At 47.2% G+C, this 15,959-nt stretch carries 2 protein-coding genes; one reads left to right on the forward strand and one right to left on the reverse strand.

All coding sequences use genetic code 11. The annotated features are described in order from the left end of the window. Window positions 1-72: 72 nt before the first annotated feature. On the forward strand, window positions 73-5,040 hold the full coding sequence (locus Xvie_RS26175; protein ID WP_086108340.1) for an RHS repeat domain-containing protein: 4,968 nt from the start codon (window positions 73-75) through the stop codon (window positions 5,038-5,040). A 56-nt stretch (window positions 5,041-5,096) separates the two neighbouring features. Here the strand turns inward: Xvie_RS26175 and Xvie_RS26180 are convergent, their stop codons facing one another. Further along, window positions 5,097-15,956 (reverse strand): non-ribosomal peptide synthetase, encoded by a 10,860-nt coding sequence (locus Xvie_RS26180; protein ID WP_086108341.1) that lies wholly within the window; start codon window positions 15,954-15,956, stop codon window positions 5,097-5,099. Window positions 15,957-15,959 lie beyond the last annotated feature (3 nt).

The raw sequence follows: 15,959 nt of genomic DNA on the forward strand, positions 1-15,959 counted from the left end.
ATCGTAATTGAAACATCATGCTCTTTGTATAAAGAGCATGATTTATTAAAATTAAAAGTTAAGGTATGAAACATGAATAATAGTTTTAACACTCAAGCTTTTAACTTCCTCAGTGCCTCAGAAGGTGGCGTTGATCCTCGTACAGGGTTATATAATTTAAGCCTTCCTCTAATGAAAGTGACGGCAAATAATTTATTAGGGCCTGAATTAAAATTATCGTTAAATTATTCTCCTCTGGAGAATATGAATCAGGGATTAGGAATTGGTTTTACGTTAGGGCAAACGATTTTTAATAGCAGCACGAATCAATTACAGCTAAGTACAGGGGAAAACTATAAAATCGTCCCCGGTACAACTGATGCCCGTGATAAAAAAATTGATAACTTCCAATTCTCGTTTACCAATGGTGAAAATGAAAGTGCAGGTTATGATATTCAATATAAAAATGGGACTTATGAGCATCTGTCCTTAATCGGGGGCAATTTTTATGCCGCGGATCTGATCCAATCCCCCATCGGGCGGAAAATTACACTTAACTGGTCATACACCGGGCAATTTATTCAGTTATTCACCGTAAAAGATGAACTTAGAACGTTATGCTCTTTCAATTATGATAATTCTGTCATTTTAACCTTATGGCCTGAAACACCTGATAGTTATCAGCTAGAATTTGTTTTACTGGGAAGTGAACAACTTACTGAAGTATTACTTCACGATAATGATTCTCCTCTTTCATGGCAATTCGGTTACGAATATGTTGGCCCCGGAGGAAGTATCAATGCCATTACTTCAGTAAAATATCCGACGGGTAAAGAAGAAAAAGTGGTTTACAACTCGACGGAAGGAATGCAATTCCCGGATAATTCCGGCTTGGCGCCTTTACCTTATGTGATTGAATTTACGCAGCTACCGGGAGGTGGTCAGCCCGCTAATATTAAAAATTATGAATATACCACAACGAATTATTTAGGTTATGCCGGTGATTTTGGTCATTGGAGTGCAGATAGTGATTATACCTATACAACATTGACAGATTATATTTATGGTTCAACAGAATATTTTCTCGATGAACAAGGAAAACCGGCTATTTCAATTCAGCGTTCCTATAACAACTATCACTTATTAATCAATGAACGCCATGAACGTCAGGCGTGTGTAACAGAAAATACGACTGATTATTACGCTGAAAAGGGGGTTTTCTTTGATGATCAACCTAAACAGTTTCTTCTGCCTAAACAGAGCTCGATCATTTATATCGATGCTGATCAGAATCAGCGAACAGAAATTACCACAACTGAATTTGATGAATATGGCAACCTTACGCTGAAAATTACGCCTGATGGTACAAGAACAGAAGTCAGCTGGTATAAAGCCGAAGGTGAAGAAGGATGCCCGCCAGAACCCAATAACTTTGTCCGGTTTATGAAAAGTTCTGCCACTGTTTCTATGCAAATACCCGGTATACCCACTCCACCTATACAGGAAACCCGCTATACCTATGCGACAATAGGTGATTCCTCTTTTATTGTTCAGATTTCGGAAGCATTTTATAGCGATAATAAACGTCTTCATCAGAACACGACTGAATATCAGTCTCAGCTCAATAGTCAGGAATTCGGCAGAATAACCGGAACAAATAATATTATTTATTCTGAATCGAGTGATAGCTATCAATCGTCCCAACATATTGATTCTCAGGTCAGTGAAGATGTATTAGCTCAAACCAGCACATTGACAGGCTATGACAATATCCAAACTTCATTTTCACGCAACTATTGTGCGAAAAAAGGACTTTTACTCAATGAAAAAAATGTGCAGCAAGTTGAAACCCATTATGAATACGATGTATTAGGGCGGATTATCTCCCGTACTTATAACCCTGATTCATCCTATGAAAATAAAACACGCTGGCAATATGAATTCTCAAATCAATCGCTGTTAACAACGGAAATTGATGCGAAGGGAAATGCCATCCGTCACCATTTTGATGGTTTAGGGAACCTGATTCAGCAACAAAAAATGGAAGTGAACGAAGGGAAGTGGTTTGAGATCAAAAATTACCAATTTAACTCATTGGGTGAAATCAACACGGGCACCGGCTACGACTGGCCTGATGATGCGCAGCCAAAAAACAGCCATTCTGTGACAGCAGAAAACCAATATGATGGCTGGAGTAGCCTCGCTGTCACGCAGTATAGCGATGGCACAACCAATCATCAGATCAATCATCCGGTTGATATGCAAAGTATCGTTTATAAAACAGGGCAATCAAATTCGGAAAATAGTGAAAGTGGCCATGTAACAATTACTTATGATGTTAACCATAGGCCTTTAACCCTCTCACGCACCACAGTTTCAGGTACAGAAGACGGGCAACGGCACTTTGTTTATGATGGCTTAGGGCGTTTATATCAGGAAATCAATGAAGTCGGAGCAGTTGTAACGCGTATTTATGATGACTACCATCGCGTCATAAAACAGATTCAACCTGATAACACCGAAGTGAACATCACTTATGCACCGTATTTAACCGGAAATTATATTAGTGCTATTTCAGTGAAAGGCAAAAATGCGCAGAGTGAAATTAAAACCTGGGATTTGGGTACACAGCAATTTGATAGCCTTGGCCGACTGACTGAGCGTGTCAGTGGAGGACGATTATATCAATATCATTATGAAGGCGGGGCAACAAAGCCTGCGCAAGTCATCACACCAGCCGGTGAGCAATTAGAATACACTTATATTCCCGAACTGAATAACGTCGTTAATCAGTTTACGGCTAATGGTATAACACAACAGTTTACTTATGATCGCATCACCGGGCTTTGCGTATCCGCAGATGTATCAGGGGGGCAACGCACTGTTAACCATTGGAATGGTGCCGGAAAACTTTCTGCGGAACAATTTTATAATCAGACAGAGACGTTAAAAGAAACCGCTTATCAATGGACTCTGATGGGGCAGCTTATAAACTTTACCGATATTTCACAAAAAACCACTTATTACACTCGAAACTCAGTCGGCCAGATCACTCAAATACACGATGATAGCTTGAACTGTGCGCTGGGTTATGATCCTTTAGGGCAACAAGTGTCCCAACTCACTCAAAATACACAAACACAAGAGAGTTTACAGACCATATTGGGTTACGATGACTTTGGGCGAGAAATCAGCAGGGAGATACTGAATAATCAGGGAAGTAGTATCAAACTCTCACAATCATGGCGTGAAAATGGTCAATTGGCGACAAGAGAAACCTCTCAGGACGGAAACGCTGTTCGTACAGAAAACTGGGAGTATGATATTTGTGGCCGAATGACCCGCTATCAGGCCAGCGGGCAGTACCTCTCTGATAGTTACGGTATGCCGATTGCTGAACAAACGTATAGCTACGATGCTTTGAATAATGTGTCGCAAGTTGTCACAACACAGCCTGATGATTCAAAAGATATCGCAAGTTATTGGTATGAAAATACTGATGACCCAACCCAGCTAACGAGAGTCACACATTCCCACCCAGGCTATCCGTCTGAAATTGCCTTATCTTATGACGCTAATGGCCGTATGCTCAAAGATGAGGCCGGACGCACACTGACTTATGATGCTTTAGGGCGGCTGACTCGTGTTCAGCAGGATGATACTGGCTGTGAATATGGTTACGATGCGTTCAACCGCATGGTGACACAAAATATTAATCAGAATAATCTGCATGAACTGTATTATCGCGGCACTGAATTAGTTAACGAAGTGCAGGTTGAGCAAAATGAAACATCTCGTCTGGTTAAGCTGGATCAACAGTGTCTTGGCGTTGCCGCGAATGATGAGTTAACACTGTTGAATGGTGATCAACACAACAGCCTGTTATGGTCCCAACCAACAGGACAAGGTGGAGAACTGCACGGCTGGACACCTTATGGTGAAGGAAGCAGCGCATCGTTACCTGTCGGATTTAATGGTCAACGTGCTGACCCTGTCAGTGGCATGTATCACTTAGGTAATGGTTACCGTACTTATAATCCGGTTTTAAGGCGCTTTAACAGCCCGGATAGTTTCAGCCCATTCGGTGCGGGAGGGATTAACCCATATGCCTATTGTCTGAATGACCCCATTAATCGCCTTGATCCAACAGGTCATATCAGCAGTCAGGCAATTGCCGGGATCGCGATGGGTGTTATTGGCTTATTGGCGACGATATTCACTGCCGGTGCTGCCATTGCGGCTGCCGGTGGCGTGATGGCGGCTGTCGCGGCGGCGAGTACAACCTCTCTTGTCACCGGCTCAGTAGCGGCAGTTTCCGATGTCACGGCAATTGTCAGTGGTGCATTAGAGGATGCCAGCCCGGAAGCCTCTTCTGCATTAGGCTGGGTATCGATGGCGACCGGTTTCGTCGGATTAACCACTGATCTGGCAAAAAGTGCCGGTAAGTTCGCCAAGAATACGAAAAATGCCATTCAGGAAGCACGGGGTCGGTTATATCGGATCCAGCAGGAAGGGTTATCGGGACGCGGAGCCCCCGCAGCAGCCAAAGCCTGGAAAGCCGAAGATGCAATGACTTTCTATCGGGCAGATGACAGAAGCCCTGACCAAATCCGCCAAGCAGGCGGTTTTTATCCAAGAAGCGCAGATTCAGCAGACACAATCAAAGATAGATTCAAAACAAATTTCAGCCAAGATGGCGGGACACTATCTCAAAATCATGTGAGATCACCAAACCCTGATTTTGTTTCATTTGGTACAGATCTTGAATCAGGTGGATATGCGGGAACACGTAACTACCTTTATAAAGTAGAAATTCCGGGAATGAAAGAAATGCCGATTACGCCGGGGGTGATGGGAACAGCAACGGTGGGGAGGATTATGCCAGTAAGTGCCCCCAAATTACTGCTGACAGGGGATAATGTGGCTTCTTCACAATTTATTGCAATGATGCCGAAGAGAACATCTGAAGCAACATTCGCAACCCCGGTTCCATCAGACTATATTACGGGTTATCGTGCCAGAGGGGCAGAAGGGTCACAATTTTTAGACTTCAAGATTTGATATCTGGCGGATTTGACTAATAAGAGCACCCGTATAAACGGGTGCTCTTAAATATCTTAAGCGTCTTTTTTGCTTGTTATTTCATTAAGCAATGCTTTACCAACAAATTGAATATCAGGTTGTTGCATAATGGAGAGATGAGTACCCTTGATATCAATAATGGTTAACTGTGCTTGTGGAATGACCTTATGCCAGCCGAGACTGACACTATTTGCAGTGTCAGTTTCTTGTTCTGTTGCCCTGAATAGGGTGATGTTAACGTTGGCAGGGCATACCGATGGGACATGATAATTAGCCGCAACCGAGATATTGTGATACAGGAGCAGGTGCTGTCTGACATTTTCAGGAGTAATACCATTTGGCAGCAAATTGTTCTCTTGCGCCAATATTAATAATGCCTTGAAATCACGTTTAAGCACCAGTTCATCGATTGCCTTTTGCAGGTTATCAGGGAGGTTTTCTGGTATGTTTTCCACGAAAAGGATTGTTTCATCAAAAACAAATCCAGCCTCTTTATCCGCCTGTGTGAAGGTATCTTCGTAGCTGGCATGGGAGTCAAGAAGCCCAACAAAACGCACGGCTTCACCTTCCGCAATCATTTGGCAGGCCATTTCATAGGCGATAGACCCCCCAACAGACCAACCAGCGAAGCAGTAAGGCCCCTGAATCTGTGCCTGACGGATGCATTCAACATATCCTTTAGCTCTGTCTTTCAAGTTGATTGGGGTATCTTCTTCCTCTGGTACAATATTGGCGACAAGTCCATAAATTGGTATTTCTTTGTCATTAATATGAGGGGCAAGATCGTAAGCATAATCAATGTTTCCCCCGACAGGATGAACCAAGAACAGTGCAGGTTTGGCGCTGTCTTTATGATTACCTTTGTGATCCTTTTTACGATTGTCTTTGCGATTATCTTTGCGAATAGTCACTAAATTCGTCTGTTGGGTAAGGGTGTTATCTGACTGAATAAACGCGACGAATTCACTAATGGTTGGATATGCAAGAAAATCCCGCATTGCAACATCGATATCCAAGACTTGGCGCAAGCGTGCAACAATTTGTAAGGTTAACAGTGAGTGACCACCCAACTCGAAGAAATGATCATGGCGTCCGACCCGTCCTATACTGAGGCACTCTTGCCATACTTTGGCCACAGTATTCTCCATTTCTCCTATCGGAGCCTCATATCCTTGCGTAATGATGGCGGATTCATCCGGTGCAGGCAAAGCTTTACGATCCAGTTTACCGTTGGCGGACAGCGGGAAGGCATCCAATATCACAAACGCACTGGGGAGCATGTTTTCCATCAGGCGTGTGCTCAGGTACTCACGCAGTTGGGAAGGGGTGAGAGTGACGTCTGATTGCGGGATAACATAGGCCACCAGACGCTTGTCACCACTCTCTCCTTCCCGGGCGATAACGACCGCATCACTGACATTTTCGCAGGTCGCCAATTGCGCTTCGATTTCACCCAATTCAACGCGGAATCCACGGATCTTAACCTGAAAATCATTACGTCCCAGATACTCAATCATGCCATTTGGCAACCAGCGTCCCAGATCACCTGTTTTGTACATGCGCGCATCTGGTTGCCTGCTGAATGGATCAGAAACAAATTTTTCTGCCGTCAAATCGGGACGGTTTAAATAACCACGGGCAACGCCGGCTCCACCAATATGAATTTCTCCACCCACACCAAGAGGAACCGGTTGTCCGAGTGTATCCAGAATATAAATGCGGGTATTGGGTAATGGGCGGCCAATCGGAATATTATCGGTGATATCCCAGGACTGCTTGTTATCCGGTGTTGATGCTTTATCCAGCGTTAATGTTGTGACGATAACCGTCGTTTCCGTCGGGCCATAGGAGTTAATCCAACGGCAAGACTGTGTTTCCGGCATAGATTGCCAGCTCAACAAATGGCGTAACTCAGCTTTTTCACCGCCGACGATAACTGTGTGCAGATATTGGCCGAAACCACTGCGTTCCATCATCATCTCTTGTACCCATTGATGCCAGAAAGCCGTCGGCATATCCATGATGGTGATTTTCTGCTCATTCAATAGATCGACAAATTCTTCATCCGGCACGCGGATATGAGCAGGACGCAGAACCAACGTTGCACCGGAGGCAAGGGTCGGGAATATATCCGATACTGAGGTATCAAATGCCACGGTTGCAAATTGCAGGATGCGATCACCCGGTTGAGGCTCGCTGGTCTTGCGCTGGGCATGAATAAAGTTCACCACATTGCGGTGTTCCAGCATGACGCCTTTCGGTTGTCCGGTTGAGCCAGAAGTATAGATGATATAAGCCAGATGATGTGGCTGGAGTCCTGTTTGGCTGGCATCAGGGTTGTGTACTGGCTGTTTTGCCACGCTATCACGATGAATTTCCTCATCCAACAACCAGACATTCACACCCTGTATCGGTAAGCGTGCCTGTAAATGTTGCTGGGTCAACAGTAACACGGGTTTGCTGTCCGATAACTGATAGGCCAGACGATCGACAGGATATTCTGGATCGAGTGGAACATAACCTGCACCCGCTTTGAGAATACCGTACATGCCAATGATCATGTCCAGACTGCGGTCAGCACAGATAGCGATGCGATCATCCGGACGCACACCCGCAGCAATCAGTTGGTGTGCCAATTGGTTGGCATGGCGGTTCAGTTCCGCATAACTCAGTTGCGTATCATCAAACACCAGTGCAGTGGCATCCGGTGTACGTTCTGCCTGTTGTTCGAACAGTTGATGGATCAACATATCCTGCTGATAATCCATCTCAGTCTCGTTAAAATCCTCCAATAATTGGCGACGTTCTGCCAGTGGCAGGATGTCGATTGATTGGATTGGTTGTTCAGGGGCATGTTGCAGTGCAGCCACAATACCTTTCAGGGCAGCATTGACATAAGCATTGATGCGTACAGGATCAACTTTCTGGCTGCATTGCGCCGTGAGTTCGAATCCGTCATCAAAATCATCTACGTCCAGTGATAACGGATAATTACTACGCTCCTCACTTTCCAATTCCTGAATACCTTCCCAGGCTGGTGAATCTGATTGCTCTTCATCACGTGGGCTATGACGGAAATTAAGCAAGCTGTTAAACAGTGGCAATGATGCCTGAACGCTACTGCAACGCTGAGCAATCGCCAGCGGTGTCTGTTCATGATCCAGCAACTCGCTCAGGCGTTGATAAGTTTCCTGTATCGCCTGCTCAACTGTGCGCCCTTGTAATTGAATACGGACTGGCAGGGTATTGATAAACATACCAAGCACTTGAGAAGCACCCATGCCACCCTGTAACCGGCCCAGCAGAACCGTACCAAACACCACATCATCACGACCACAGCATTGTGCCAATACTTGTGCCCAAGCCACATGGAACAGAACCGCTGAACTGATGCCTTGCTGGCGGGCGCAATCACGGATCTGCTGTGCCAGTTCGTCATCCAGCGTGAAAATATTTTCCACTATTTTATCGTGTTCATCGTATTCATCGCGGTTATTCCCCTGTACATCAAGCAATGCGAACGGCAGGGTCGGCTCTTCCACATCGCCCAGTAACTGCTGGAAATAGGCTTTATGTACTTCAATCGGAACTTTACGAATTTGGGCAATAAAATTGCGGTAAGGCAGGGGAGCCGGCAGGCTATCTTCTTCACCCAAGATCAATGTTTGCACTTCGCTGAAAATGATTTCCAGCGACAGATGGTCACAAACCAGATGGTGATGCAGCAGGCCCAGCCACCACAGACCAGATTCAGGATCTTTGGCAATGTGAGCTGCCAACAGTGGCGCTTTGGTAATATCCAACCGTATTGAATCAGGATCAGTCAGGCGCTGTAACTGCGTTTCGGCACTTTCTCCGGCTGATAATGTGACTTCAATAATCGGCAGTGGTGCATGGCGATGGACAACTTGCACGGGTGCAGGCAGTTCTTGCCAGTGGAAAGCGCTGCGCTGAATATCATGGCGATTAATGACCTGTTGGAGCGCCTGCAAGAAACTATCCAATCGCGTGCGGCTGTCAAAGTTCATCAGAATGTTTTCGAGATAGGTATCGCCTTTTTCTTCCAGTAAATGGTGGTAAAGAATACCTTCCTGCAATGGCCCAAGTGGATAAATATCCTGAATATTGGCGACGCCGCCCGGTACACGGGCAACAATTTGGTCAATTTGTGTCTGAGTTAATTCCACCAGAGGCAGCATATCCGGGGTAATGTTCTGACTGTCTTCGTGGATCAGGTTAGGTGGAATAGCCAGTGGATCAGCATCTTGATCACTATCCTGATTCAAGCGGGCGCTCATGGCAGCCAGTGTTGGCGCAGAGAAGACCGCGCTGACATCAATCGATAGCCCTTGCTGACGCAACTGTTCAATCAGGCTGACAACCAGCAATGAATGGCCGCCCAGTTCAAAGAAATTATCATGGCGTCCGACCTGTTCTAATTCCAAAATAGATTGCCAGACTGCTGCCAGTTTCTGTTCTGTTTCTCCTTGCGGTGCTTCGTACCCACGGCTGACGGTGGCTGAGCGATCTGGCGCAGGCAGTGCCTTGCGATCTAACTTACCGTTGGCAGACAGCGGGAAGGCATCCAGCATAACAAACGCACTGGGTAGCATGTATTCCATCAGGCTGGAACTGAGTTGTTCGCGTAAATCTGCCGGTTTCAGAGTGATGCCGGTTTGTGGGATCACATAAGCGATTAAACGTTTGTCACCGGTTTTTTCCTCACGGGCAATGACTACAACATCTTTAACGCCTTCACAAGCAGCCAGTTGCGCTTCGATTTCGCCCAACTCAATGCGGAAGCCGCGTATTTTGACCTGAAAATCATTGCGTCCCAGATATTCGATATTACCATCAGGCAGCCAGCGTCCCAGATCGCCGCTTTTATACAAGCGGGCATCGGCTTTTTTGCTGAATGGGTCAGGTACAAAACGCTCTGCCGTCAGATCCGGACGATTCAAATAACCGCGGGCAACACCGTTACCTCCAATATGAATTTCTCCGCTGACGCCAATGGGGGCAAGTTGCCCTGATTTATCCAGAATATAGATTTGAGTATTGGCGTGTGGATGACCAATCGGAATGGTGTCGGTGATGGGGTAGGTATTATCACTTAAAATCAGATTCGTGGCCGTAACGGTGGTTTCAGTCGGGCCATAAGAGTTGATCCAACGGCAGCGCTGTGTTTCTGGCAGAGATTGCCAACTTACTAAATGACGAGATTCTGCTTTCTCACCGCCAACAATGACCGTATTCAGGTAAGGGCTAAAACCCATGCGATCGGCTTTCATTTCCTGTATCCATTGATGCCAGAAAGCAGTCGGCACATCTATGATGGTGATCTTATGCAGGTTTAGAAAGTCGATAAACTCTGCATTTGGTACACGGATATGTGCAGGGCGCAGGACTAAAGTCGCTCCCGAAGCCAGTGTCGGGAAAATATCAGACACTGAAGTATCAAACGCAACGGTTGCAAATTGCAGGATGTGCTCGCCTAATTTAGGTTCGCTTATCTGGTGCTGGGCATGGATAAAGCTCGCCACATTGCGGTGTTCCAGCATCACGCCTTTAGGCATTCCAGTAGAGCCGGAAGTATAGATGATATAGGCCAGATGATGCGGTTCAAGTCCCAATTGGTGAGTATCCGGATTATGGACTGGCTGTTTTGCCACGTTATTCTGATGGGTTTCATCATCCATCAACCAGATGGGTAAGTCGTGTGTTGGCAAGAGTCCTTGCAAATGTTGCTGGGTGAGCAATAAAGCAGGTTTGCTGTCCGATAGCTGGTAGGTCAGGCGTTCGACGGGATATTCCGGATCGAGCGGAACGTAACCAGCACCCGCTTTAAGAATACCGTACATGCCAATGATCATGTCCAGACTGCGGTCGACACAAATTGCCACGCGATCATCGGGACGCACGCCGGACGCAATTAGCTGATGGGCCAGTTGGTTGGCCTGCTGGTTCAGTTCGGCATAACTCAATTGGTTTTCACCAAAGATCAGCGCAATGGCATCAGGCGTTCGTTCCACTTGCTGTTCAAATAATTGGTGAATTAAGGCATCTTGCGGATAATCGACGGCGGTATTGTTAAATGTTTCCAGCAATTGGGTACGTTCAGTCAGTGACAAAATGTCGATTGACTCAATGGCCCGTTCTGGTGCCTGCCGCAGTGCGGCGACAAGACCTTCCAGAACTGTATTCATGTAGGCATTGATACGGGCCGGATTAATTTGCTGGCTGCATTGTGCGGTAAGCGAGAATCCATCGTCAAAATCATCCACATCCAGCGACAATGGATAGTTACTGCGTTCTTCGCTCTCTAGTTCGTCAACACCTTCCCAGGCGGTTGAGGCCGTTTGTTCATCATCACGTGGGCTATGGCGGAAGTTCAGCAGGCTGTTAAACAGCGGTAATGGTGCCTGAATACCACTGCAACGTTGGGCGACGGCCAGAGGTGCCTGTTCATGTTCCAGCAATGCACTTAACTGCTGATAAGTTTCCTGTACTGCCTGTTTAACGGTACGTGCCTGTAATTTAACGCGGATAGGTAAGGTATTGATAAACATACCGAGCACTTCGGATGCGCCAACTCCACCTTGCAGTCGTCCCAACAAAACTGTGCCAAATACGACATCGTCTCGTCCACTGCATCGCGCCAGTACTTGTGCCCATGCAACATGGAAAAGTGCGGCAGAACTCATACCCAGTTGACGGGCGCAATTACGGAGATTGTGGGCGAGTTTGCTGTCCAAAGTGAAGACGTTTTCCACTATCTCATTGAGGTTGCTACCTTGTACATCAAGTAATCCAAACGGTAAGGTAGGCTCTTCCACATCTCCCAATAATGCACGGAAATAATTTTGGTGAACTTCCAGCGGCACATTGCGGATCTGCGCGATAAAGTTCCGGTAAGGCAATGGCGTTGGTAGATTCTCGCTTTCTCCCAAAAGCAGGGCTTGTATTTCACCGAATATCATATCCAGTGATATGTGATCACAAACTAAATGATGATACTGCAAGGAAAGCAGCCACTTATCGCAGGATGGTTCTTTAGCAATCTGAGCTGACAATAATGGTGCTTTGGTAATATCCATCCGTATTGAACGGGGATCGGTAAGGCGACGCAACTGTGCTTCCGGAGTTTCTGTTGTGGATTCGTCTGTCGATTCTGCCGATAAAGTCAGTTCGGTAATAGGCAGTGGAGCATGACGGGAGACAACCTGCACGGGTTTGAGAAGTTCTTTCCAATAAACAGCACTGCGCAGGATATCGTGTCGGTCGATAACTTGCTGGAGTGCCTGTAAGAAACTATCCAACCGTGTCCGGCTGTCGAAAATCATCAAATGGTTGTCCAGATAGAGGTCACCTTCAGTTTCCAGCAAATGGTGGAATAAAATACCTTCCTGCAATGGCCCTAATGGATAAATATCCTGAACGTTGGAAACACCGCCCGTGACATGGGAAACGATTTGGTCAATCTGGTTTTGGGTCAATTCCACCAGTGGCAGCATGTCTGGCGTAATGACAGAACTGTCTTCTTTGATCAGATTAGGTGGTACTTCCTGTATGGTGGTAGCCTGGTCACTATTATGATGAATGAGTGCGCTCATTGCGGCCAGTGTCGGTGCAGAAAATACCGCGCTGACATCAAGGGACAGACCGTGTGGGCGGAGTTGCTCAATCAGATTGACCACCAACAATGAATGCCCGCCCAGTTCAAAGAAATTGTCCTGACGTCCGATTTGTTCCAAATTCAGCAGAGATTGCCAGATTTCTGCCAGTATTTGCTCGGTTTCTCCTTGTGGTGCTTCGTACTCGCGGCTGACGATAGCAGAATGATCAGGCGCCGGCAGCGCTTTGCGATCCAGCTTGCCGTTGGCGGACATCGGGAAAGCATCCAAAATAACAAACGCACTGGGCAGCATATGATCCATCAATCGGCTGCTCAGTTGCTTACGTAATTCAGCAGGGCTGAGTGTAACCCCCGTCTGTGGAATCAGATAAGCGACCAGCCGCTTGTCACCCAGGCCTTCTTCACGGGCAATCACCACGACGTCGCTGACGCCTTCGCAGGCAGCCAATTGCGTCTCAATTTCTCCCAGCTCAATGCGGAAACCGCGTATCTTGACCTGAAAATCGTTGCGTCCCAGATATTCAATCATGCCATTGGGCAGCCAGCGCCCCAGATCGCCGGTTTTGTACATACGGGCGCCTGCGTGTTCGCTGAATGGATCAACAACAAATTTCTCTGCCGTCAAATCAGATCGTTCCAGATAACCCCGGGCAACACCTGCGCCACCAATATGGATCTCGCCACTGACCCCGACAGGAACGGGCTGACCGTGAGTATCCAGAATATAAATTCGGGTATTGGGCAGCGGGTAACCAATCGGGATGATGCCTTCGAAATGCAAGGGATTTTTGTTGTCCAGTTCCAGTGTCGTGGCAATCACGGTGGCTTCCGTCGGGCCATAGGAGTTAATCCAGCGGCAGGATTGGGTTTCCGGACTGGACAGCCAATTCATTAAATGCCGGTATTCTGCTTTCTCACCACCCACAATAATGGTGTGCAGGTAAGGGCTGAAACCACTGCGGCCGGCCATCATCTCCTGTACCCAGTGATGCCAGAAGGCGGTCGGCATATCCATGATGGTGATCTTCTGCTCGCGCAAGAAGGTGACAAATGTCATATCCGGAATTCTGACATGCGGCGGACGCAGAACTAGCGTGGCGCCAGATGCAAGGGTCGGGAAAATATCAGACACTGAGGTGTCAAATGCCACGGTTGCAAATTGCAGGATGCGATCACCCAATTCAGGCTCGCTGGTCTGGTGCTGGGCATGGATAAAGTTCACCACATTGCGGTGTTCCAGCATCACGCCTTTAGGCATTCCGGTAGAGCCGGAAGTATAGATAATATAGGCCAGATGATGCGGTTCAAGACCCAATTGGCTGGCATCCGGATTATGCTCTGGCTGTTTTGCCACGCTATCCCGGTTATTTTGATCATCCAGCAGCCAGACCGGCGTGTCCTGTATTGGCAAGCGTGCTTGTAAATGGTGTTGAGTCAGCAATAACACCGGCTTGCTGTCTGATAGCTGATAGGCCAGCCGTTCGGCGGGATATTCCGGATCAAGGGGAATATAGCCGGCACCCGCTTTCAGGATACCGTACATGCCAATGATCATATCCGGGCTGCGCTCAGCACAGATTGCGATGCGGTCATCGGGGCATACGCCGGAAGCGATCAGGTGATGAGCCAACTGATTGGCATGGCGGTTCAGTTCCGCATAACTCAGCTGGCTATCGCCAAACACTAACGCGGTGGCATCAGGTGTCTGTTCTGCTTGTTGCTCGAATAGCTGATGAATCAGCATCTCTTGCGGATAGGCCAGTGCCGTATCGTTGAAATCCACCAACAATTGATGACGTTGTTGTGGTTGCAGCAGTGGTAAATCTTCCACTCGCAGAGAATCATCCTCAACCATTGCAGCCAGAAGGGTTTGCAGGTAACTGGCGATACGTTCAACGCTGGCATGGTCAAATAAATCACTGGAATATTCCAAATCCCCCACTAAGCCATTTTCAGTATCATTCATGGAGAGGGACAAATCGAAATGAGAGCTGTCTTCGGTCAGATTGATTTCACTGATAGTCGCATCCGGCAACTCTATACTTTGCTGTCCCGGCGTATTATCTACTGACATCATGACCTGAAAAATCGGGCTATGGCTGAGACTGCGCGGTGGTTTCAGCGCTTCAACCAACTGTTCGAATGGTAGATCCTGATGTGCGTAAGCTTTCAGTGCATGAGCTTTAATCCTAGCCAGCAAAGTACTGACCGTTGGATTGTCGTCCAACTGTACCCGTAGAGCCAGTGTGTTGACAAAAAATCCAATCAGCGACTCTAATTCGCGGTATTGCCGATTGGCTACCGGTGTGCCTATCACCAAGTCCTTCTGCCCGCTGAGGCGTGAAAGCAGGGTGGCCCATCCTGCCATCAGGGTCATAAACAATGTTGTCCCGTGGCGTTGGCTGAGGTGTCTTAATCCTGCACTCAACTCCAATGGCAGGGCGATATCAACGCGTCCTCCTGTGTAACTTTGTTTCTCTGGGCGTGGCCTGTCAGTTGGCAGTTCCAAAAGTACGGGAGCACTCTGTAATGCATCACGCCAGAAATTTACTTGTTTTTCCAGCACTTCTCCCTGTAACCATTGTCTTTGCCACAGCGCATAGTCAGCATACTGGAGTGTCAGGGCAGGCAGAGGGTCATCCTGACCTTGGCTGAATGCATGATAAAGCGAGGAAAGTTCATGCATCAGAATATTGAGAGACCAGCCATCAGAAATAATATGATGCTGAGTTAACAGCAGGATATGTTCATTTTTTGCCACCCGCAGCAGACGGCCCCTGATCAGGGGGCCTTGTGCAAAATTAAATGGTTGACTGGTTTCACGCTGCGCTGTTTCTTCAATAACGATCTGTTGCTCTTCCGCAGGTAAGTGACTGAGATCTTCTATTGCCAGAGAGAAGCCGCTATCTGGCTCGCCGATGATTTGCTGGGCCTGGCCTTCTACCATCTGGATGGTTGTACGCAGAATTTCATGACGAGCGACAATTCTGTCCAGTGCTATTTGCAGGGCATCCAGATTCAGATAGCCTTGCAGGCGCAACCCCCCCGGAATGTGGTATGCCGTTTGTGCTGCCGGATCTAACTGCGCCAAGAACCACAATCGTTGCTGTGCCCAAGACAGGGGGAGAGTCTGCTGGTCTGCGCTTCTCGGTGCAATTTGCCTTTTTTCCCCGGCCTGACTATTTTTGATGCGTTCATTAATTTTTTTCTGGAGTACCGCTTGTCTTAATTCAAGCAGGCTTAGTTCTTTGTTACTCATTTA

The organism is Xenorhabdus vietnamensis (assembly GCF_002127535.1).
GTDB lineage: Bacteria > Pseudomonadota > Gammaproteobacteria > Enterobacterales > Enterobacteriaceae > Xenorhabdus > Xenorhabdus vietnamensis.

What these genes read in the sequence shown, in the direction of transcription:
- Xvie_RS26175 (WP_086108340.1), top strand. Translation starts at nt 73, where the DNA reads ATGAATAATAGTTTTAACACTCAAGCTTTTAACTTCCTCAGTGCCTCA.
- Xvie_RS26180 (WP_086108341.1), bottom strand. Translation starts at nt 15,956, where the DNA reads ATGAGTAACAAAGAACTAAGCCTGCTTGAATTAAGACAAGCGGTACTC.